The following is a 23,387-nucleotide window of genomic DNA, read 5'->3' as shown; positions in this document are numbered from 1 at the left end:
ATTACCCAATCACCGGGTCCTCAACTGACTTAGCTACTCTTGCCTACTTTCGTAATTCTTCAATCGTCTCTTTCCAGCGTGTAATTGCTCCAAGTTCATCTTTTAATTGAAAGGTTATTCCTGAAGTGATCTCCGCATATGGCGCGTAATCCACACGTACATGGAGCACTTGTGCTTCAAAACGATCTCTCGGATGGACAGCCCCCTTCATCTCAGGCAGCCGTTCTACTTCTGTACGAATATGCAGCAATCGATGTCCTTGAACCGCAATCAAGGTAGCCTTGCCTGTTTTGCTCATGTTCATACTGGTCTGTGTACCCTGCCATAAAGCCAGTCTTAGCTGATGCGGATTTATCGCAATCACTTCCCCCATACTAATCATCGCCTGATGCGGCCACTGATCCTCGGATACGGTCAGCAGTTGCATGGCTTCATGCTGTTTATGCGCCAGATTTGTCCCACTCAACCATTCCATTAGTCCAGCGTCCAATTCCTCTATAATCATGTCTCTATCCCTCAGTTCGTTAATATTCATTCATGCCCTTCAGCCGTATGTATGACAAAACAACCCGGACACGATTGTCCGGGCAATGTTGTAACTACATTGTATATGATCGCCAAGCAGGTGCGCAATTCGCATTAAGGCCACTTAAGCCAATTCAAAATTTTATCCTGTGATTCTTTGTCTTCGCTAGCGCTATGCACATGTTCGGCAAGTCGATTCAAACGTTCCAGCTGATATCCGTAATCATAGATCGCAGCAGCCACGATGGACAATCGTAACATCCCTTCCTTGTCGATATCAAACTGGGTGATCGCCTGCTCCATGAAACGGTCATTATCCAATACAAACTGTGCGGCCTCTTCACCATTAGGCTTCAGCTTATCCTCGAACTTGAGCAGTGCATGCTCATGGAATTTGATAACCAGTTCAAGATGTGAGTCAAAAAACTGATCCATGGCCGTTGTCCGCGGTGCCTGGAAATAGTGGCGTTCCACCGAATCCAGCACCTCATACCCTTTTTGCAGACTCAGCAGCATTTGTTTGTAGACCACCATCTGACGAGTTTCGCTGAATTTCGAACGTTTCATCTTTTTCTGTTCCTCTTCGAACAAGTTATACTTGTCGGACAAAGACTTAATGGAACCGCCCAGGTTGCTTTTCTCCTCCCGGAATACAACTTCCTTGATCTCATCCGAGATCGAGGTTCGCAGAAGCAACGACATACCGCTGAATACACTATGGATCTGCTTCACGAACTGAACCTTCGGTTTCGGCGGAAATACCGTAATGTTGATGAGAAACGCCGATACAATACCAACCAGTGTCAACAGAAAACGATTGAGTGCAAAATGCCAGTCACCCGATGCTTCCATAATGGATACAACCGTGACCAGTGTCAGGCCAACCGTCTCACCCATATTCAATTTAAGACAGATCATGATGACAAGTACAATAATTAATCCAACAGCGATTGGCTCATTGGACAACACCATGCCCCCCACCAGGGCGACAATAGCTCCCAGCGTGGTCGTTTGCAATTGATCCAGGAAGTATTTCCAGGAACGATAGATGGAAGGCTGCATGGCGAATATAGCCGCGATTGCGGCAGGCACGGGAGATTGCGGGTTCAAGAACAGACTGCTTAGGTACAAGGCAAGCGTGACCGCGATCCCCGTCTTAAGTACACGTGCACCAAACGACATGGTGATCACCCCTCCTCTTTACCGAACCTGAAATTTTACATTTGATAATCATGTTCATTATTACCCCATATTTCTTTTTTTGCCTGAATTCATTCAGGAGAACGATTTATTGTACCATGTAAGGTCTTCCGTTGCCATGTCATAAGTCAGAGGTATTATGAAATTGATTCCTTTATGTATGTTCATACACATTATTAACCCAAAAAGAAGCAAATCTTCAAAATGGATTTTCACCACTTCAAAGATTCGCCTCTGTTACTTATGATACCTCTGTGGAATGCTCATGCTTATTATGCCTGCCTAACGGTCCGTGCCCTCCCATTCCCTTTTGAACTGGTTCACGAACTGCACCATATATTCATGACGCTGTTCCGCCAGCTCCCTGCCATAGGAGGTATTCATCAGATCCTTGAGCTTGAACAACTTCTCGTAAAAGTGATTTATCGTTGTGCTGCGCCCATTGCGATATTCCTCACGGGTCATCTGCTCCCGTGGGGGAAGGGACGGATCGTACATCTCGCGCCCTCTGGCGCCTGAAAAGGCAAAGGTTCGCGCGATCCCAATCGCACCCAGTGCATCCAGTCGATCTGCATCCTGAACAACCTGTGCTTCAAGCGAACTGACCGCAGGACGCTGACCTCCCGCATATGAGATGGTGCTAATAATACCCACAACCTTATTACGAATATCCGGGTCAAGAGGCTGGGTATCCAACCAGTCATTCAGTTTGGCCATCCCGGCTTCCAAGCTCTCATTCAGCTTCTCATCCGGTACATCATGTAATAATGCAGCCAGCTCACAGACAAATGGATCTGCACCCATGCGGTGAGCGAGTTCAACCGCAAGTGCCGTTACCCGTTCAATGTGCGGCCAGTCATGACCATCACTATGCTTGGATGAGTCCCCTTGAACAAAGGATCGGGCGGCGCGCAGAACAGCCTCTCCTGCCGTTATTCCATCTATATTATGCATGTGCCCTAATTCTTGCAGATTCCCACCAGGTTGAAGAGGGTTCTCTGACATCTTACGATTCCCCGCCTTCACGGGCCTGTTCACGAGGAATACGTCGAGCTACACCCGTCTTAATAGCTGCTTCAATTACACGACTGCGCATCGATTTGACTACTTTATCATTGAACACACTCGGAATAATGTAATAACGTGTACGCTCTTCGTCCGTAATGGCCGAAGCAATCGCTTGCGCAGCTGCCAGCTTCATTTCTTCATTAATTTCGGTGGCTCGGCAATCCAAAACTGCCCTGAACATGCCCGGGAAACATAACACATTGTTAATCTGATTCGGATAATCGGATCGTCCTGTTGCCATTACAGCAACAATGTCTTCCACCAAGGCAGGCATAATCTCAGGCACCGGGTTTGCCATTGCAAAAACGATTGGATCTTCTGCCATGGTCTGTACATCTTCGCGAGTTAACAGATTCCCGCGGGATAGGCCAATGAACACATCGGCTCCACGAATGACATCACGCAGCGAACCAGTCTCCAGTTCGGGATTAGTACGAGCTGCATAATCACTCCAGACTTCATTTTCATAGGTTTGTGTCCGTACAATTGCACCTTCACGATCGACACCTATAAGCCGGCTGGCTCCCGCGGACAATAATATATTGCTGCATGCCACACCTGCTGCACCGATACCACAGACCACAATCTTCACATCTTCAATGGACTTGCCCACCAGTTTGAGTGCATTGATCAGACCGGCATATAACACAACCGCTGTGCCATGCTGGTCATCATGAAATACAGGAATGTCCAATTCCTCATTCAGACGACGTTCAATTTCGAAACAACGCGGTGACGAGATATCCTCCAGATTAATGCCGCCAAAACCAGGTGATATCGCTTTCACAGTACGTATGATTTCCTCGGTATCCTGTGTATCCAGGCAGATTGGGAAAGCATCCACACCAGCAAACTGTTTGAATAACATCGCTTTACCTTCCATGACAGGCATCGCTGCACGGGGACCAATGTTGCCCAGTCCAAGTACCGCACTGCCATCAGATACGACGGCTACAGTATTCCGTTTAATTGTCAATGAGAAGGCTTTGCCGGGTTCTTCTGAAATGGCTGAACATACACGAGCCACATCCGGAGTGTACACACGTGACAGATCTTCCCGGTTTTGAATCGGGGTCTTTGGTGTTACTTCGATCTTACCGCCCAGATGAAGCAGGAACGTCCGATCCGATACATTAATAATGGACACACCTTTAAGCTGGCGCACCCCTTCTATAATTTTACTGTTATCTTGTGCATCTGTAACTGCGACCGTCAAGTCGCGCACGCTTACATCCTGATTGGTGGAAATCACGTCGATGGCAATGATGTCTCCCCCAGCTTCCGAGATGGCCGAAGCCACTTCGCCAAACTTGATATCCTTAGTTGTCATTTCCAGTCGAATAATAATGCTGTTACCATCCAGATTTCTTTGATTCATTTCCATTCCTCCCAGACTGAAAGTCTTGAGTTACATGTTACGTGTTTGTCTTCGCTGCGCGGACACGTTTATCCTTTATCTTGTCCAGAAAAAGTGGTTCAACAGCCAAATGCATAAAATAAAAAAGATGCCCTGAACACCAATGCAGGCGTTTCAGGGCAATCTCTTTCTATCCTAACTCCGTTTATAAAGTAAGGATGAACTTATATTATTTCCGGGCAGCCGGTCTGCGCAGAACACAAATGTCATATGGCTTCAAGCTGAGACTTGCTTCCACAGCATCACCACTGAGCAGATCGGTATAGGATTGTCCATCTAGTTCAATCAGCTTCTCATCTGGTGTGTAGTTCTGTACAAACACATAATCTGCTGTACCATCTGTACGTGTATGTGCCGTTGTTCCGGCAGGCAACTCGGTTTCAAGTCCACGCTCAATGTTCAGGTCAGCGATTAGTTTCGCATAGAAATCATCATAGAATGGCGCTTTCAGACGTGTCGCTACGTAATATGCTTTTCCTGAACCCAACTGGTTAACCGTCAATGCCGGACGTCCGGCATAAAAGTCAGAACGGTACGTAGCCAGTGACTTCGCGCCTTCCAGATGAATCAGATCACACAGTTCAATTGCATCATACGCTGTATTGAGTTGAAGCTCATTGCCCTTCTCCGGAATGATTCCGTTCAGATCACGGTCATGCAATCCGTCAATTTCCTCGGACCAGATGCCAAGTGTCTTACGAAGTGGGCCCGGGAATCCACCCAGGAAACACAGATCGTTTTCGTTAACAATACCAGACCAGTAAGTTGCTACAAACGTACCGCCTTGTTCTACAAACTTCTCAATGCGTTCCCCAACACCTTCACGTACCAGATAGAGCATTGGCGCAATCAGCAACTTGTACTTGGACAGATCTGCTTCCATATCAATAACGTCTACAGCAACTCCCTTTTTCCAAAACGCTTCGTAATGCTCTTCCACGGTCTGCTCATACTTCACACCGATATTACGCGGACCCTGGGAATCATTAACGGCCCAGCGGTTTTCCCAATCAAATATGATTGCAACTTCTGCCGGAACCGCTGTTCCTACAATGGCTTCCATGCCTTCAAGAGCCGTTCCTACGTCGGTGACATCTTGGAACACTCGAGTGTGTTCCGTTCCTACGTGGTCTACCACCGCACCATGAAGTTTCTCACTGGACCCCCGGCTTTTTCTCCACTGGAAGTACTGAACACTATCGGAGCCGTGTGCCACAGCCTGGAGAGAAGAGAGCAGATGCATGCCAGGTTTTTTCAGCTTGCTAACATCTTGCCAATTCGTTGAACTTGGAGTACTCTCCATCAGCAAGAACGGCTGACCGCCTTTGATGGAACGAACGATATCATGCATCATGGCGATCCGGGATGCCTGTTTCGCGTCATCATCTGCATCATGCCAAGTCGGATAGCTGTCCCAAGAGAGGAAATCCAGAATATCGGCGAACTTCCAATAGTTCAGACCACCATAGAATTCCATCAGGTTTGTTGTGACTGGCAGATCAGGATTCTGAGCTTTCAATGGTTTTGTTTCATGCACGATAAAATCAGCTGTCTGATCCGTAACGAAACGGCGCCAATCCAGATTCATTGCGTGTACCTGTGTCTCACCGTGTGGAGCCGGAGATTCCACTTGACTCCAGTCTGTAACCGTATGGCTCCAGAATGTGGTCCACCACGAATGATTCAGTTCATCGAGTGTTTTATACTTCTTCTGAACCCAACCACGGAATGCTTCCTGACAATAATCACAATGACAGTCTCCGCCGAACTCGTTCGAGATATGCCAGCCGATTACAGCCGGATGATCCGAATAACGTTCTGCCAGTTTTGTGTTGATCGCAGTAACCTTCTCACGGTATACCGGGGAAGTATAACAATGATTATGACGGAAACCGTGGAGATTACGGACACGTTTCTCAGAGACACGGAGTACTTCTGGGTACTTGGCGGACATCCATGCTGGTCTCGCACCACTTGGTGTAGCCAGGAATGCATAGATGCCATTAGCTGCAAAACGATCCAACACCTGATCCAGCCATTCGAATGTATATACGCCCTCTTCCGGCTCAAGGGATACCCACGAGAAGATACCAATGGACATCACATTACACTTGGCAAGCTTCATCAAGCGAATATCTTCTTCCAGAATTTCAGGATAGCGGAGCCATTGCTCCGGGTTATAGTCTGCGCCATGCAACATGTGCGGGGCTTTGGAACTTACAGGTGGAAATTTGTATGTCATAAGGACAACTCCCTTGCTTTAATTACTGTTTTTTTAGTTTATATACGATAACGATAACAACGACTTCACAGACGATACATATTACGCTAGATTACACGTATGACACGACATCTGATTCTTCAACAGACGCGAGTGCTGTAAACGATTCCAACTTGCGACCTTTAAAATCAAACATGGTGAGGTTGCCCCAGTTATTCGGATGACCGACGGACCATTCTTCTTTACTTGGTATCCAGGCAGGTTCCCAATAATAGAATCCGTGCCCCAAACCACCAGGAACTTCGCGAATAATCTGCAATAGATCCTTCAGATATTTGGTCTGTCCCTCTACACTTGCAGGGTATCCTGGTAACAACATATCTTCCTGATTCAAAATCCATTCAATGCCTTCCGGCTGCTCCAGCGTCCATGGATAAGCGGTTTCAACTACATTGATCGGTTTGCCATAACGCTCAGCCAGATCATGCAGATTGTCACGTAACGCTTCGAGTGTGCCATGCCACCAAGGGTAATACGAGAGACCAATGATATCGAACTCCACACCCAGTGCTTCAAAGCGATCGTAAAACTTGCGGCTCTCGGCGTTATCTCCACCACGATCAATATGTATCATAATCTGAATATCCGCGTCAACGGATTTGACCGCAGCAATTCCGTACTTCACAAGGCCTGCAAAACGCTCCCACTGTTCATCCGTATCATGCTCTTCTCCACCGACACGTCCCTCATTCCATAACATGCCTGGTGTAATCTCGTTGCCCACCTGCACCATGTCTGGAAGCGCATCGTGTTCCTTCAACGTTCTCAGAACGTCAGCCGTATACATGCATACCGCACGTTGAAGCTCTTCATAGGACAGATTCTCCCATGCTTTCGGCTTCCATTGATTGGCTGGATCAGCCCAGCGATCAGAATAATGGAAATCAAGCAAAAACTGCAGGCCCTGTTCCTTGATCCGTTTGGCTACCTCCACCGTCCGCTCCAGATTGCAGAATCCACCAACAGGATCATTCCAGATTCGAAGTCGTATCGCGTTAGCGTCATTAATCTTCAGGATGGACAGCAAGTCTTGTTCCTTGCCATCCACATCACTATAACTCCCGCCATGCTGTTCGATTTCATCCATAAAGGACACATCCATTCCCAGAATGAATGTCTTTTCCGTCAAGTTGCTCACTGTATCAACCTCCAATAATTTGGGGTACAGGCTCAGCCTTTAACTGAGCCCAACGTCATACCTTTGACAAAGAAACGTTGCAGGAAAGGATACACAATCAATATCGGTGCACTTCCGATGAAGATCTGAGCTGCCCTTACCGTGGTTTGAGAGAGAGCTTCCATTTCTTTTGGATTCATGCTCATGCTACTCATATCACGTCCAATAATGACCGTTTGCATAAATGTAGCAAGTGGATAATCCTTGGCGTTATTCATGTAGAGTAATCCATCAAACCAGGAATTCCAGTGGAACACCATACTGAACAATGCAATTGTTGCAATGGACGGCATCGAAATGGGAAGGAAGATCCTGAATAATGTTCTGAAATGGTTAGCTCCATCCATCAGCGCCGCTTCCTCCAGCTCTTTTGGAATACCGCGGAAGAAGTTCAGCATCAAAATGACAAGGAATGTATTCACTGCCCCTGGGAGTACCAGTACCCAGAAGGAATCCATCAACCCGATCTTCTGGATAACCATGTAAAATGGCACCAGTCCCCCGTTAAAAATCATACTGAATACAAAAATCCAGGAGTAGATCGTTCTGCCTTTGAATTCACTATTCTCTTTGGACAACGGATACGCCGCCAGGAACGTAATCAGCAAGGTAATCGCTGTACCAATTACTGTACGTAGAAGTGAAATCCAGAGCGAGTTCAAGAAAATTGGATTGTTCATCGTCTTTTTGTATGCCTCAAGTGAAAAACCTACGGGCCAGAGATTGACCAGATTGGCGTCGGCAGCAGCCTTTGTACTAAAGGATACTGCCAGTACATGAATCATTGGTACAATACACATAATGGCGACCAAAATCAGAAAGCAGGTATTGACTATATTAAACACGCGATAAGGCAATGATTTATGATACATCGTGGTCCCTTCTTTCTCTGTTCATTCGTTTAGAATATGCGATATCCAGCGTATTTTTTGGCTAAGCTGTACGATACAAGAATCAAGATCATACTAATGACCGATTTGAATAATCCGATCGCGGTTGCAAAGCCCATCTCACCATTCTGCATTGCGGAACGATATACGAATGTATCAATGATGTCACCCGTTTGATATACGAGCGGGTTATACAAGTTGAATATCTGGTCAAATCCGGCATTCAGTACGTTACCAAGTGCCAGTGTTCCTACAACCATCAGCATCGGCACAAGCGAAGGGATTGTAATGTGCAGTGTCTGTTTCCAGCGTCCTGCTCCGTCAATTTCCGCTGCTTCGTACAATGCTGGATTAATTCCGGCAAGGGCAGCCAGAAAGACAATCATGTTATAGCCAAATTCTTTCCACACATCTGTCAGAATGACCGTAGATCGGAACCAACTGTTGTCTCCCAGGAAGAAATATGGCCCGAGTCCAAAGGTTCCCAGAACCCGGTTAACCAAGCCGCCTGTTGACAACAGATCTATCAAAATCCCGCCCAGAATGACCCAGGACAAGAAGTGAGGTAAATAGACAAGTGTTTGAATCGTTCGCTGTACAGCCATCTTGCGAACCTCATTCAAAAGAATGGCAAAAACAAATGGAACAAATAAATTAAAAATCAGTTTAAGTACAGCAATAATCAATGTGTTCCAGATGACCTGTAAGCTGTCTTCACGTTCAAACAAATATCTAAAGTTGTCCAGCCCAACCCATTCAGAACCGCTAATCCCAAGCCATGGCTTGTAGTTCTGGAATGCCATAATAATCCCGCCCATAGGCACATAACTGAAGATAATCAGAAAGATAATGGCTGGCAACAGCATAACGTGGAATGGCCAAGTGCGTTTCAAAGTTCTCATGATTGCTCCCCCTGTATTTCTTCCTACTCAAGTACTCCCTGAGTGGCTTATAAAGCGATTATATCAACCTTTTACGGGGTCCAAACAGCACATAAAAGCAATATAAATGGCACAAATTCAACCACTTTGCCTTAGCATGAATAAACATAAAAAAGCGCCCAGACGTTAGTCGTCTGGGCGCTGCTTGTAACTATTTTTTCACACTGTCATACCATTCGTTAACCTCTTGCGTGATTTGGTCGCCGCCACCCGATTTCCACGTTTGTACAAAGGTATCAAACGCATCAACCGGATTTTTGCCATAGATAATTTCGTTAAATGCTTGATTCTCGATTTTGTTCAGATAGTCAAGCTTGGATTTCATTGTCTTTGTTGTTGGACCTGTGAACATGTTTTTGAAGGAAATTTCTTCTTGGCTAAGCAAGACTTTCGCTGCTGCTGGAGTTTCTTTACCGTAGTTGACAGCAACATCTTTTTCAAGCTTGGTTTCAGGCTCTTTGCCATTGGCCAAATTCATCAGAGCTTTCATCTGTGCATCTGGAATACGAGCACCGTCACGAACAAGCAAATAACGTACAACGTTAACATATCCGCCTTCGATCTCGTCAATCGGCATTTGTTTTCCATTTGCATCTAATTGATAGTCATAGCCTGCAAACAGACCATTGTCATAAGGGCTACCTGGTGCCGGGTCTGCATAATTGTCGAACAGGTAGTTCTGGTACGTAAAGAATGCTTCTGGGTGCGCCATGTCTTTTTTGATCAACGTAACACCATTAACGAACTGTGTCCCGTGACGCATCGCTTTGCCTTCAGGACCAGACGGAATTTCAATCGGTTTCCACACGGCACTCGGTACATTTTTCACTGTATCGAGAAGTGGCCATCCACTCATCCAGTAAGGTCCTGGAATAATACCGGCAGTTCCTGCAACTGCTGGCTCTGCTGTTTTGTTCTCATCCCATAGAGCTGCTTCCTGCGGGATATATCCTTTTTTGAGCCATTCGCTCAATTTGGTCAGACCTTGTTTCATACCCGGATTGATGGAGCCATACTCCAGCTTGCCGTCTTCCCCCAGATTCCATTGGAACGGCAATGTTCCATATGCTCCGAAGATCCAGGATGGGTCTCCCATCCATGTATTCATGGAAGTTTTGAAACCAATGCTGAGCGGAGTGACTTTATCAGGAGCCAAACCGTCAGGGTTATTATTTTTGAATGCTTCCATAACAACTTCTAATTCATCAATTGTTTTTGGCGCTTTCAGATTTAGCTTGTCCAGCCAATCCTGACGAATCCACAATAGATAATCATTGTTGTAGGCATAGTCCAGAACAGGGATACCCATTCTTTTGCCATCACGACTATATTGGTTCCATACGTTTGGATCTTGTTCAATTGCTTTTTTCCATGTATCCGAAGCATACTTATCGAACAGTGGCCCTACTTCTTGATACATTCCAGAATCAATCAGATCCTGAGCAAGCAGATTATCACCCACGTTTACAATATCAGGCATTTCCTGTCCTGATGACATCGCAAGACGAAGCTTGGTTGCAAATGCTCCGTTTGTATCTGTAACTGACCACAACGATTTGATTTCAATACCGAATTGATCTTTGGCCCACTTGGTTGCCACGTTATTTTCCATGGATTCGCCATTTTTGAATTTCAGCTCTGGATCAATTCCCCAGGCTGTTGTAATCGTAACTGGCGGATCGTATTTCTCTTTGTATTCGTTTTCAGTTCCTGTTGTGTTTGAAGCTGCATTATCTCCGCCTCCACTGCCTCCTGAACATCCTGCAAGAACGACAGTCAGACACAGCGTTGTAGCGAGAAGCGACAAGAATCTCTTTTTCGTTGATTGCGCTCTCATGTTGTTCCCCCTTAAATCGTTTTGGTTACCCTTTCATTATAGGCTGACCAGGCCTTTGAGCCTATGATACGAAATCAAGATTTCTGCACCTTTGCCAACCTATATTCTGGAATGTTGTTGTAATTATGCCTGATCCCGAAATTCATTTGGTGTCATACCATAATGTTTTTTGAACATTTTGCTGAAATATTGCGGATTTTGATAGCCAAGCTCACTCGTAATCTCGTATATTTTTTTGTTGCTATTCTTAAGCAGATACAGAGCACGCTCCATGCGCATACGAATCATGTAGTCCCCAAGACCTTCCCCAGTCTCTGCCTTGTAAATTTTCGATAGATATACGGGGTGTAAATATACCTTGTCCGCAATCATCTTCACTGACAGATCCTGTCCTGTATCTCTTGTCACCAACTCCTGAACCTGCTTGATCACATGTCTGCGGCTCTGCACACCTTCCTGATCGGACAACTCTTCCTGAAGCTTTGCCAGCATCTCGGTTGCCCAGCGCCGCAGCTTCTCGGGTGATTGAATCAACTGATGGGCAAGGAGCAGATCAAATCCCGCATGATCAATCTCATGCACCAGATGCCCCTGTTTATGGGCGATATACATAAATGCATTGGTTACCGACAGATACATCTCATACACATGTTCTCTGGACAATCGAACCTGTTCTGCCGCGTCAAAGACCGTGTTCAGCTTACGCGCTGCCGCTTCCCATTGCTTGGTCTCAAGCAATTGCGGAAGTACAGGCGGTTTGTACAGCTCTTCGAGCGCCTGCGTTGCATCATTCTCCGGTCTTTTGCTGAGTGCCTGATCCATGTCCATATATATAATCTTGTGTTCTTCCGGTCCTGAAAGGACAAGCGAACCCAGACTTTTTCGATAAGCTGCTGTCAACTCGTTAAAGGGAAATGACGGTGTAACTACCATGGACAGATCTCCCTGTAAATATCGAATGACATGCTCACGGAAAGTTTCAGCTGAGATTCTCAGCGTCTCCACGTCCATCTGCGGAGCTACGATCTGATCTTGATTCTGCAAGAACATAACCAGACACTCATGGGGTCCGCGACCAAACCACACGTTAAATTGCTCTCCGAGTACTTCCTCAGCAATATTACCTACCGCAAAATCCATCAGATCCAGAGACTGCTGGTCCATTGATGAGAAACGTCCTGTTAGGCGAATCAGCATCATCACAGCCGATTGTTCCGGATCAATATGAATCTCATACTGTTGCAGTTGTTCTCGAAGTGCCCTCGCCGTGATTTCACGTCCCAGCAGCAGATCATGCATGAGATTTTCCCGTAAAATTTTATAGTCAGACTTCCGGCTGTATAAGAGCCGGTGATATTTATCGAATTCATCCCATTCATCGCGAAGAGACGTGATGGCTGCCGACACGGAACTCATAAATTCATCATCGTTTACGGGTTTCAGGATATAATCCGCTGCCTGCAATTGAATAGCTTTCTTCGCATAAGTAAAATCACTGTGACCGGTCAGCAAGATACAGCGGATATGAGACCAGCGTTTGCTTACCTCTGCAATGAGATCCAATCCTGACATACCAGGCATTCGAATATCGGTAACTACGATGTCTACTGCATTTTCCTCCATAATCTCCAGCGCTTCCTTACCGGATGCGGCACGCAGCACGGTCGTTACCCCAAGTTCTCCCCAGGGGATCGTAAGTTCCAGACTTTCTGTTACGTATGTCTCATCATCTACCAGTAATATATCAATCAAGTGATTCACTCCCTATTTCGTTCATTCTGCCAATGGATTCCATCGTTCATCATACGCTGCACATTCCAAGTGCTTATCCTTCATTCTCCAGAAGAAACTCCTGCTCGGCAGGCCATGACAGCGTAACTCGTAATCCACCAAGTTCCGATTCCGTTACATCCAGCCCAGCCTGCTCCCCATATCGAAGCTGGAGTCTCTGATTCACATTCCACAGGCCACAGCCCATCTCCTGATCCATAGTTCCCCTGAGCTTATTCAGAAGCGCCTCACGTGCCTCCTGCGTCATGCCTTGCCCATCATCTTCTACCACAAGAACCATGACACCGCCCTGTTTTTCCCCGGATACTCTTATTTCTCCGGCTTCCGCGTCCGCCTCGATACCGTGAATCACCGCATTCTCCACTAGTGGTTGCACGATGAGTGGCGGTACCTCCTGTCTTAACATCTCATCAGTCAGATCAATCTTGTAATGAATGCGGTCCATACGCATCCGTTGGATCTCCAGATAACAGCTGACAAATTCAATCTCTTCTGTCAACGGTACCACGTCCCGCTCCTGTCTTGTCGTATACCGATAATATCGCGATAGATTATGCGACATCGCTACAACAGCGTCCATACGCTTGAGTTTCGCCATACTTGTGATGAAGGAGAAACAATTATAGAAGAAGTGCGGGTTAATCTGCGATTGCAGCTGCTTCAACCGAGCTTCACGCACATGGATCTGTTCCAGGTAAACGTGCTCAAACAACTGCTGGATCTGCTCCACCATCAAGTTGAAACGTTCGGACAGGAAACTGAATTCATTGCGGCCCTTTGGCTTAATTCTCACGGAATAATCTTCCTGCTTCAACCGCTGGAACCCGCGAATGAGTTGTTTCACTGGTACCTGCACCTGAACATAGAACAAATACGCCACACCAAAACTCATTAACAACAAACAAATCATGGAAGAATAGAACAGCATATTTGATTGGTGAATGGGCTTCAGAATATCTGATAGCGGCATATAGTCCACCAAATACCAGCCTGTTGTACTTGATTTCACCGTGTTGACCATGTAAGGCTCGTTCCCGATCACTACTGTACGATTATCAACGTCCTGAAGTTTATGGATGGACAGTTCTTCCATCAACTGATTCGTTAATGAACGGTCTGAAGTCCGGTTATAGATAACCCCCGACTCTTCACGGAAATAGAAGGGGTCATGCCTGCCATCGTCCTTGAATTTGTCCAGCATATCCCGAATGTTATCACTATCAAACTCCAGTTTAATAATCGTTTCCGCATGATTAGCCGGGTCTTTAATACCATATGGAGATACCGTAATCCAGCTAAACATGAACCGATCATCTTCTCCATCCTGAATTTTGCGTACATCCCAGCCGGAAATGATATTTTCCCTTAGCGCTTCTTTATCGTAAGAACGTGCGTCCCTTTCGGAAACCACCCTACCCAGCGAAGGAGAATACAGATATAATTTCGTGGCCCAATTGGATGAGCTTTCCTGAATACTCAGCTTATTCTGAATACGTTTGACCAGGTTGATCGCATCTAGGTCAAAGTAATTACTGTCCGCATAGATTCGCCGGAAGCTGCCAATATCAGGATCATGTATGAGCAGATTTGGCCATGAGGATAACAGTTCGATGTGTGTGTTCACTTGATTTTGGAAAAATTCAAGCTGGTTACTATTCGATCGATTCAACTCGTCTCTGAGAACAGCTGTTGTTTTGTGATTGGAGTACCAGTACAGAAGCACTACAGGAATCAGCATAATCAGAATAAGAATGACCATTTTGGAAAACAGGTTTGTCCGATATGACATCTTTTCATCTCACCTTGTCTAAATTTGTCGTGACATTAATTGTAATGATGTAAGCGCTAAAGACAAACTATTTTTTTGAGACAAACCGATTCATTATCTAGCGTAAGCGTTACCAATTCAAGGGGGAAGGAGATAAAACCAACATTTCTGCACTAATTGCAACTTCCACGCACAAAAAGAGCCAGCGATTAGCCAGCTCTCTCTAATTTCAGTATATGCCTTTGATCTTTCTATTCTACTCAAACCTTATTCCACTTCTGTTTATGTAATTATTCTTTTTTACTATAAAAAAATCAACTATGGAATATCATAATCAAATACCGTATTCGCTCCATCCACGCCTACATCCAGCACAATATCCATAAGCTTCCCATTGACGAACAGAGGAGATTCCGCTTTCCCGTAAAACTCCAACTTGCCTGTAAACGTTCCATGGGGTTCAATCTCAACATGTACCGGCCTTAACTGGACAGACTGCAAGGCTTCCAACAGTGGATCGTCCTTAAACTTATAACTGCGTGCGAGATCAGGCAATAACACGGCGGATACGGAATCTCTGCCGTAATTTTTGAGTGTCAGGTCACAGGTGGCTCGGGTCTCACCCGTTTTCAGCACGTTAAAGGTACAAGAGCTTGCATTCTGTACATAGGATACCGCATTAATGCCTGTAGCTCCCCACTTGGCTACATACATCAATTTATCCGTCATGTACGAATAACTGAGAATGATAGCGATAACTACGATCCATAACCCTTTTGCAAGACCGGGGAATGATTTCCCGATTTCTTTGCGTGTAAGGTAGAAGCCGCAGGCGAAAATCCCCAATCCTAGGAAAAGTGTGATATGTACACCACTTAAATAAGACGTAGTATACGGTGATATACCTATTGCTGACAGCATGGTATCCCCAACAGAAAAACCAAGATGATGGTTAAATGTAAAGATGATAGCAAATAGCAATAAAGCCCCTGAGAACACAAGTCTGGTTCTCGACACACGAACACCCCCTAATCAACCACCTTATTATATCATATTTTTCCTATTTATGATTAACAATCCAAATCAAAAAACAACAATAAAAAGGACGTCTTCGGTTGTTCACCGAAAACGTCCTCCATTTTCACCGCTGACAAGAGCTTGTAATAACACAAGTCTCTCTGTCATGGCTGACGATCATTTATTGCTTAGACAAGAATGCATCAAGTTGTTCCTGTTTGGCTGCAATAATTTTATCAATTCCCGCTGCTTTCAATTTCTCCAGATATTTCGGAATCATCTCATTTGGATCAACGGCACCCGATGTCATACCCGGCTTGAACTGTTTGTTTACGTTGTTGACCGCAGCAATTTCATTTTTGACAGATTGGCTGTTGAACGTAAAGCCCAGTGCTGGCGACTTCACACCTTTGGCGTTAAACTCTTTGAACTTCTCCCATTTCTGTGGATCTTCATTATCCCAGAGGAAGTTCAGGAATTGGTTACCCAGTTGCCATTGTGCACCTGGATTGTAGGTACGACTGTTGGCATCTACGCCATCAGGGAGAGCAATGATATTATCCTGTCCGTCTTTTTTCACATAATGTGTACCTTCAATTCCGAAGTTCAGCAAGTTGTTAATTTCCTTGTCCGAATGCAGCAGGTTAATGACCTGCATCGCTTTCTCCGGTTGCTCGGAAGAACGGGAGATTGCAAGCATCGCTCCAGATGCATCACCCGTCGTGATTGTTGGCTGTGTCATCTCAATCTGAGTGAGTGGGAAACCCACATACCCTTCTTCTTCTTTATCCTTGCCTGGCTTCATGCCATCTGTCCAGAGAAACGCTTTTCCAGCCTTCGCCTGGTCTTTCGGGAACACATTGGATGTAGCAGCATCACTGTTGATATATCCCGCTTGATACCACTTGCGAGCGAGTTCAGCCGCTTCTTTGAATTCAGGGGTCTCCACTTCATTCAGCACCGTTGTTCCGCCTGCTGTTTTGGAGATGACTCCAGGTACGGAAGCATCACCGAGATAATCCCAATCCAGATTCTCCAATAGCCCGTTACCATTGGTATTGGACATATAGAACGGTGTAATGGCTGGCTCGTTTTCCTTAATTGTTTTGAGAAGTGGCTCCAGATCAGCCCATGTCTTTACAGCTGTCAGGTCCAGCTTATACTTGTCAGCCAGATCTTTACGTACCAACACACCACGTGTGGCCGCGAGTTCCTTATTCGTAGGAACGCCGTAATTCACGCCGTCCACCTGGGAACCTTCCAGAAAGGCAGGGTCCAGGTTTTTCTTAATATCCTGACCATGTGCATCAAGCAGATCATTCAACGGCAAGAATGCGCCTTTAGCTACATTCACCGTGTAGTTCTGCCAAGCTGCTGTGAAGATAATGTCTGATTTTTCACCTGAAGAAATCATGAGATTCAGCTTGTTATCCCACTGTCCCCAGTCAATCGCATTGATCTTAAGCGTGGCCCCGATCTTTGGTTCCATCTTTTTGTTAATCTCGGCTTCCACCAGAGCGACATCCTTCTGTGGTGTCCCTGGGTAGAACAGTGTCACTTCATAGGGTTTGCCCCCACCTTCACTTGCTCCTCCGCCTTCTGCGCCAGGTGTTGTTGTTCCACCTTTGTCTGATGAGCAAGCAGCCAGCACCAGGCTCAGCGTCATCACCGTTGCCATCATGCGTGACCATACCTTTAATGATCTAACCAATTGAACCCCTCCTGTCATGTGTTGAACCATACAACCGAATTCCCCAATTCACAATTAAACCGATAACTACTTCTGTATATGCCCTTTCAGTCCATCTTCATTTACCTTGCCCACTCCGCTAACCGGTTCAGAGTTATCCCTTCACAGCGCCAACCGTAAGACCTTTGATGAAATAACGCTGGAAGAACGGATATGCCAGTACAATTGGACCAATACCGACCACAGCCATCGCCATTTGCAGAGTTTTGTTAGGCAGATTCAGCAATCCACCCTGCGACGAAATCTGTGAAGAGACGTTGGAGTTGGTTGTTAAATATTGAATATCGAGCAGCGTCCGGTACATAAGGTACTGAAGGCTGATCGTCCGGTTATCTGATATAAAAATCATGCTAAGGTACCAGTCATTCCAGTAATTCAATGTACTGAACAACGCGACGGTTGCCATTACGGGAAGAGAGAGCGGAAGCACGATACGTGCAAACGTTCTCAATTCTCCCGCACCATCAATCCGAGCCGATTCCAGAATGGACACCGGAATGGAGTTCGCGAAGAATGTACGCATGACCAGTACAAAGAATGGGGATAGCAGTAGCGGCATAATGAGTGCCAGTAGGGAGTTTTTCAGATCCAATACGTTGACATAGACCAGGTACCAAGGTACCAGACCCCCATTGAACAACATTGTGAAGAAGATGAAAAAGGCGAACCAGCCCCGGTAAGGCAGATCTCTCCGTGAGAGCGGATACGCATATAATGCGGTCAACGCAACACTTGTAATGGTACCTACAACGGTAACGATAAAGGATATACCATACGAGTGAATGATCTGATCCATATCTCTGAACAGAAACTCATAAGCCGTCAGGCTGAATTTCTCTGGAATAAGCTTATATCCATTGGCAATTACTGTTGTCTCGTCCGAAAATGAGATGGCGAAGACAAGCAGGATCGGCACGATACAGGCAATGGCATAGAATAGAAACATCGCATGAATAACGGATGCGGAACGCTTCGATACGGCTAGTGGATCACGTGATTTCACAGCTGACTTGCCTCCTCTCAAAATAATGCATTATCTTTATCAATTCGCCTTACGATGGTATTGGATACAAGAACCAGCACAAATCCAACGATTGCCTGATATAGACCGGCTGCTGATGACATCCCGATATCTCCACCGATAAGGAACGTACGATATACGTAGGTATCCAGTACATTCGTTACAGGGAACAGCGCTCCCGATTCCAATGGAACCTGATAGAACAGACTGAAGTCTGCATAGAATATACGACCAATTTGCAATAACGTCATAATGACGATTAATGGCACGAGAAACGGAATGGTAATGAAGCGTATCTGATGCCATTTGGTTGCTCCATCGAGCACAGCTGCTTCATAATATTCTTCATCGATACCCACGACAGCTGCCAGATAAATGACGGCATAATATCCAATATTCTTCCATGTGTTCACCAGTGGCAAAATATACGGCCAATACTTCGGCTCTGAATACCAATCGATCGGCTGACCGCCAAACATCTGCAGAATCGTTGAGTTCATGAAGCCTGAATCCTTGCCCAGAAAAGCCAGTACCAGATAACTGACCACAATCATGGACAGGAAATATGGCAATAACATAAGTGATTGATATAACTTGGACATTGCCTTGTTCTTCACTTCATTGAGCAGAATAGCAAGCCCGACACCTACAAAGAGATTCAGTGCAATGAACACCGTGTTATACGCGAGTGTATTTCGGGTAATTTCCCATGCATCACTGGTTGAGAACAAATATTTGAAATTGTCCCATCCACTCCATGGGCTACCCCAAATACCATCAGCATAGTTTACATTTTTGAATGCGATCAGAACGCCGAACATCGGCATATAGTTGTTCACCAGCAGAAACAGGACCCCTGGCAAGAACATGAGATACAGCACCTTGAATTTGCCAAGATTGTGCCACACCGACTTGCGCTTTCGGACTGTTTCTCCCGGTATTTCCGATATCCGTACTCCCTTACCCGCCTGGGGTTGTGTCTTCATAACTTGTTCTCCCTCACTCCTCTTGAATTCTTCCTCAGGATGAAGCTCCGTTGCGGCTCCTGTGGTTCAAGTATACGGCGGGGCGAGTAAGACCTCTATCTGCTGTGGTGACCTGTTGACTTATCAAATTATGACTTTAGTGTCAAAATAAACAAATCAAAAGGCGCAGCATGCTGCGCCCTGAACTATACGGTACGTGACTGTTTTCGAAACTCCTGTGGCGTTATACCCGTGCACTTTTTGAACATTTTGGTGAAATGCGAGTAATTATAGTACCCCACCTTGCCAGCGATATCCGTCACTTTGACGGTGGACTGGGACAACAATGTCTTCGCTTTGGCTACTCTGCCCTGCAGGATAAACTCAGATAGGGACATCCCCTTCTCTTTCCGAAACAGACGGGATAGATAAGCGGGATTGAATCCGGCAAAAGCTGCAAGCTCCTCTCGCATAAGTTCTTCACCAATATGAGTTTCAATATAAACGCACAACTGATCTACAATGGTCATGGGGCTATGATCGTCCGGGTACAACACCGGGATAACACGATCAATCAGATCAGACGTCCACTGCTTCAACTGCGGCAACGACCTTGTCACCATCCCCTCTTCCGGCTCCCGTTCACCCGGATACAGACTGCGTATGGACACGTTTTTCTGATGAAGCAACGGATAGACCACATGCAGCATGGCATGATAGTAGAGATGCAGCATTTCAGGAGACAAACCCTCCTGGGCAGCAAGCAACTCAAAAATCTCATCCACACGTTCTCGCAAATCCCCTACTTTACCCGTCTCAAAAAGAATAGATAATTCCGAAAACCATGGAATAGGCAAAAAGCGATCTTCCTGATCTCTTCCCCGCTCATCATAGACAAACACTTCTTCAAGCTCCTTAATATTGCGCCGCTCCATATCCATCAGTTCATTTAACATGCCTTGCAGCTCAGTTACAGCAACCGGGGCTCCAACATAACAGGACAACCGGCAGTAGAAATACGTACCACATTCCTGAATATACCCCTGACAACGTTGTGCCACTTCGCTCGCACTCGGAATGATACTGTCTTGCTCGTAAGCAAGGACAATATTTAATCCACTTTGATCCTGAAATACCTCACCGGGCTTGTCGCCAAGCAGCATCTCCTTGGCTGCATTACGAAGGGCATATTCCAATACCTCTTCGTCACGCAAATCAAAGTCACGCACCCATTCCTCTACCGAGATCACAATGGGTAACACACGAGCTTGCGGGTCAATCTCGGCACCATACAATTCTGCGAGCTCTTGTAGCCGTTGTTCGGTTAACGTGATACGCTGAGAGATGGCATCTTTCCAGAAGCGTTCTGTCAGCAGCGGTTTATGGGTTTTCCAGCGTTTGTATACGGTCTCATAAACTTCGTTGGTACGGGTACGCTGCTCTCCATCCTTGATCTTCTCCACCGCCTGGGTTACTACCTTAATCAATTGATCCGCTGGAGCCGGCTTCAACACATAATCAAAGCTGTTTAGCTTAATTGCTGTCTGAGCATAATCGAATAAAGCATGCCCTGTCAGGAAAATGGTCAGTATACCTGGATCATGTTTCAACACCCAACTTTGCAGGTCAAGCCCTGTTTCACCAGGCATCTCGATATCACAGATCATGATATCAATAGCATCTGCCCTTAAAATCTTTCTTGCCTCTTCGGCATCACCAGCACTGTATACCTGGTCAATGCCTGCTGCTTGCCAATCGACTCCTTCAACCATTGCTTGTAATGCATACACTTCATCATCCACGATCAACAGGTTCCGCATAGGCTCCCCCTTCTTCCTCTTCGGTCTGAGCGGGTAAATCAATGATGACTTTGGCGCCATGATCCACCTCATTGCCAAACTGCAAACTGGCTTGATCACCATACTTCACTAATAGCCGATGAGCCACGTTCCATATCCCGATATGCTGTCCATTCGGGTCTTCAGCGTATTGTCCATGTTGCAGACGCCCCAACAATTCCTCATCAAATCCGACGCCGTTGTCCACAATCATCAGTTGAAGCACCGTCCCATCGACCTGACCGGACGACTTCTCATCGAGGCGCGCCACGATCCGAATGACAAAGGCTTGTGTCCGGCGCTGAAATCCATGAATAATGGCATTCTCCACAAAAGGCTGAATGGTTAATGGCGGAATCACATAATGTCCCAGATTCGGTTCAACATCCAGTTCAAAATCGAATCTGCTTGGAAACCTCAGCTTTTGAATTTCTAAGTAATGACGAATGTGCTCCAGCTCTTCATCCAGACGAATAATACGTTTGCCTGCACGCAGACTGAATCGAAAATAATCGGCCAGATGACCCGCCATCTGCTGCACCAACTCATGCTTTTGCAAGGAAGCCAGACTATGAATAATATTGAGTGAATTCAGGTAAAAGTGAGGATTGATCTGCATCTGCAGTTGTTTGAACTCGGCCTCCCGCGTCCGCAGCTGTTCCTCATACACATCAATCTTCAGATGCCTGATTTCACTGGTCATTTGATTGAAACTTCGTGTCATAAATTCAAGCTCAGAGGAAGATGGCGGGTCCAGCTTCACATCGAGATCTCCACGACTCACCCTTCTCATGCCTCGAATTAACGCATTCATCGGGCGGAATAACAGATGCCGCAAAAAGATCAGTGCAGTAACCAGAATTACTGCCGCACCAATGGGGAGCAGACGAATGATCTGCTGGAAAAACGGGAGGTTACGCATCATGTCTTCCTCAGGCAGCAGCACGATATAATTCATCTGGGACATGGCCGAGGCAGTACCCAACATCAAATATTGACGTGCTTCTCCCTTATTCACAACTTCAGAGATCACCTGATACGGATTCTTCAAGCCGGGAAGATGTGCTGCAGCCAGCTGAATCTGTGCAGTATTCAATGTGGAATCCGATAGTGCCCCACCATCTGTTCCAACAATGACTGCACCTCCCCGATCTCCGGATTCAGTGAATTGTTGTGTATGATTCAGTGCATTCATATCGACAAGTGCACCTGCATAGAACTGTTGGTTGATTCGCACCGTTTTCACCAGCGCATTCCACGTCCCGCCACGCACGATGCTCCATTCCGGCTTCTGGATATCCCCTTCCAATTGCTGCATCTGGACTGGCATACTCTCCTGCACAACCGACTTTTTGACATCATAATTGCCTGAAGTGGCGAGCAGAAGATCATCATTCACGGCATCGTATAGAAAAAAAGAATCGATTAGATTATAAAAACCGATATCTGTCATGAATTTGTTCATAATCCGTTGCTTTGCAATGATATAATCACCGCTGCCGTATTTCAGAAAAAACAGAGAGATAATATCCGGGTCCCGCTCGCCCAGACTATATAAATACCGATTCGTCTCCTGTAACACACGTTCATTCTGCTCCACACTCTTGGCGAGATGATTCATATTGGTGAGGGATACTTTGTCACGTACAACTTTCATGGCGTAGACATTGTTATAATAAAGCAGCATGAATAATGGCAGCATGATCAATGTAAGACCCACTATAAATTTAAAACGAAGTGAACGGATTAAACTCATGGATTATGGATTCCCGCCCTCTTAGAGGTAGTTCAAAAAGTCCGCTGTACTGAACCAGACTTTTTGAACACACACTTTATTTCAACATAGTTTTTCTATTTTCTTCCTTATGATGGCATGTTTATTGTAATCACCCCTGCTTGCC

The 23,387-nt window shown here is 45.9% G+C and carries 17 protein-coding genes; all 17 read right to left on the bottom strand.

What is annotated here, in order from left to right:
* Positions 1-43: 43 nt before the first annotated feature.
* The 17 genes from AC4E8D_RS11060 to AC4E8D_RS10980 all read right to left on the bottom strand — a co-directional run bounded on the left by AC4E8D_RS11060 (position 44) and on the right by AC4E8D_RS10980 (position 23,242).
* On the bottom strand, positions 44-535 hold the full coding sequence (locus AC4E8D_RS11060; RefSeq protein WP_339307841.1) for a pyridoxamine 5'-phosphate oxidase family protein: 492 nt from the start codon (positions 533-535) through the stop codon (positions 44-46).
* A gap of 104 nt (positions 536-639) precedes the next feature.
* The gene (locus AC4E8D_RS11055) at positions 640-1,707 is read right to left on the bottom strand and encodes an FUSC family protein (RefSeq protein ID WP_017689291.1); all 1,068 of its coding nucleotides are present in this window, start codon (positions 1,705-1,707) and stop codon (positions 640-642) included.
* A 300-nt stretch (positions 1,708-2,007) separates the two neighbouring features.
* A complete protein-coding gene (locus AC4E8D_RS11050) occupies positions 2,008-2,730 on the bottom strand; it encodes an HD domain-containing protein (protein ID WP_490206230.1) in 723 nt (240 codons plus the stop codon).
* 1 nt (position 2,731) lies between these two features.
* Positions 2,732-4,171, bottom strand: coding sequence for an NAD-dependent malic enzyme (locus AC4E8D_RS11045; protein ID WP_490206229.1), 1,440 nt, complete (start codon positions 4,169-4,171; stop codon positions 2,732-2,734).
* Between the two features lie 208 nt (positions 4,172-4,379).
* Positions 4,380-6,452, bottom strand: coding sequence for a beta-galactosidase (locus AC4E8D_RS11040; protein ID WP_490206228.1), 2,073 nt, complete (start codon positions 6,450-6,452; stop codon positions 4,380-4,382).
* A gap of 91 nt (positions 6,453-6,543) precedes the next feature.
* Positions 6,544-7,629, bottom strand: coding sequence for a glycoside hydrolase family 53 protein (locus AC4E8D_RS11035; protein ID WP_490206227.1), 1,086 nt, complete (start codon positions 7,627-7,629; stop codon positions 6,544-6,546).
* 32 nt (positions 7,630-7,661) lie between these two features.
* Positions 7,662-8,540, bottom strand: a complete 879-nt coding sequence (locus tag AC4E8D_RS11030) for a carbohydrate ABC transporter permease (RefSeq protein ID WP_036670224.1) — start codon at positions 8,538-8,540, stop codon at positions 7,662-7,664.
* 29 nt (positions 8,541-8,569) lie between these two features.
* Complete coding sequence (locus AC4E8D_RS11025) at positions 8,570-9,460, bottom strand: ABC transporter permease (RefSeq protein ID WP_017689297.1); 891 nt, start codon at positions 9,458-9,460, stop codon at positions 8,570-8,572.
* A 190-nt stretch (positions 9,461-9,650) separates the two neighbouring features.
* Positions 9,651-11,336, bottom strand: coding sequence for a type 2 periplasmic-binding domain-containing protein (locus tag AC4E8D_RS11020; RefSeq protein WP_221823458.1), 1,686 nt, complete (start codon positions 11,334-11,336; stop codon positions 9,651-9,653).
* A 123-nt stretch (positions 11,337-11,459) separates the two neighbouring features.
* Positions 11,460-13,088, bottom strand: a complete 1,629-nt coding sequence (locus tag AC4E8D_RS11015; protein ID WP_490206226.1) for a response regulator — start codon at positions 13,086-13,088, stop codon at positions 11,460-11,462.
* A 73-nt stretch (positions 13,089-13,161) separates the two neighbouring features.
* Complete coding sequence (locus tag AC4E8D_RS11010; protein WP_490206225.1) at positions 13,162-14,916, bottom strand: sensor histidine kinase; 1,755 nt, start codon at positions 14,914-14,916, stop codon at positions 13,162-13,164.
* 297 nt (positions 14,917-15,213) lie between these two features.
* Complete coding sequence (locus tag AC4E8D_RS11005; protein ID WP_339183920.1) at positions 15,214-15,912, bottom strand: hypothetical protein; 699 nt, start codon at positions 15,910-15,912, stop codon at positions 15,214-15,216.
* Positions 15,913-16,093: 181 nt separating this feature from the next.
* Positions 16,094-17,623 carry an ABC transporter substrate-binding protein gene (locus AC4E8D_RS11000; protein ID WP_490206224.1) on the bottom strand — a complete coding sequence of 510 codons (1,530 nt, stop codon included), beginning with the start codon at positions 17,621-17,623 and terminating at the stop codon, positions 16,094-16,096.
* 133 nt (positions 17,624-17,756) lie between these two features.
* Positions 17,757-18,665 carry a carbohydrate ABC transporter permease gene (locus tag AC4E8D_RS10995; RefSeq protein WP_017689303.1) on the bottom strand — a complete coding sequence of 303 codons (909 nt, stop codon included), beginning with the start codon at positions 18,663-18,665 and terminating at the stop codon, positions 17,757-17,759.
* 17 nt (positions 18,666-18,682) lie between these two features.
* On the bottom strand, positions 18,683-19,669 hold the full coding sequence (locus AC4E8D_RS10990) for an ABC transporter permease (protein ID WP_076208980.1): 987 nt from the start codon (positions 19,667-19,669) through the stop codon (positions 18,683-18,685).
* Between the two features lie 185 nt (positions 19,670-19,854).
* On the bottom strand, positions 19,855-21,468 hold the full coding sequence (locus AC4E8D_RS10985; protein ID WP_221823446.1) for a response regulator transcription factor: 1,614 nt from the start codon (positions 21,466-21,468) through the stop codon (positions 19,855-19,857).
* The gene (locus AC4E8D_RS10980) at positions 21,443-23,242 is read right to left on the bottom strand and encodes a sensor histidine kinase (protein WP_221823444.1); all 1,800 of its coding nucleotides are present in this window, start codon (positions 23,240-23,242) and stop codon (positions 21,443-21,445) included. The genes AC4E8D_RS10985 and AC4E8D_RS10980 overlap by 26 nt, the downstream gene beginning before the upstream one ends.
* Positions 23,243-23,387 lie beyond the last annotated feature (145 nt).

The organism is Paenibacillus sp. SRL342, assembly GCF_984798905.1.
Note: the sequence above shows the minus strand (reverse complement) of the source record. Positions and strands in the feature narration are given on the sequence as shown.

Coding starts and splice junctions, on each gene's coding strand:
- AC4E8D_RS11040 (WP_490206228.1), bottom strand. CDS start 6,452: ATGACATACAAATTTCCACCTGTAAGTTCCAAAGCCCCGCACATGTTG.
- AC4E8D_RS11010 (WP_490206225.1), bottom strand. CDS start 14,916: ATGTCATATCGGACAAACCTGTTTTCCAAAATGGTCATTCTTATTCTG.
- AC4E8D_RS10990 (WP_076208980.1), bottom strand. CDS start 19,669: ATGAAGACACAACCCCAGGCGGGTAAGGGAGTACGGATATCGGAAATA.
- AC4E8D_RS10985 (WP_221823446.1), bottom strand. CDS start 21,468: ATGCGGAACCTGTTGATCGTGGATGATGAAGTGTATGCATTACAAGCA.
- AC4E8D_RS11030 (WP_036670224.1), bottom strand. CDS start 8,540: ATGTATCATAAATCATTGCCTTATCGCGTGTTTAATATAGTCAATACC.
- AC4E8D_RS11060 (WP_339307841.1), bottom strand. CDS start 535: ATGAATATTAACGAACTGAGGGATAGAGACATGATTATAGAGGAATTG.
- AC4E8D_RS11055 (WP_017689291.1), bottom strand. CDS start 1,707: ATGTCGTTTGGTGCACGTGTACTTAAGACGGGGATCGCGGTCACGCTT.
- AC4E8D_RS11050 (WP_490206230.1), bottom strand. CDS start 2,730: ATGTCAGAGAACCCTCTTCAACCTGGTGGGAATCTGCAAGAATTAGGG.
- AC4E8D_RS11025 (WP_017689297.1), bottom strand. CDS start 9,460: ATGAGAACTTTGAAACGCACTTGGCCATTCCACGTTATGCTGTTGCCA.
- AC4E8D_RS11045 (WP_490206229.1), bottom strand. CDS start 4,171: ATGAATCAAAGAAATCTGGATGGTAACAGCATTATTATTCGACTGGAA.
- AC4E8D_RS11020 (WP_221823458.1), bottom strand. CDS start 11,336: ATGAGAGCGCAATCAACGAAAAAGAGATTCTTGTCGCTTCTCGCTACA.
- AC4E8D_RS10980 (WP_221823444.1), bottom strand. CDS start 23,242: ATGAGTTTAATCCGTTCACTTCGTTTTAAATTTATAGTGGGTCTTACA.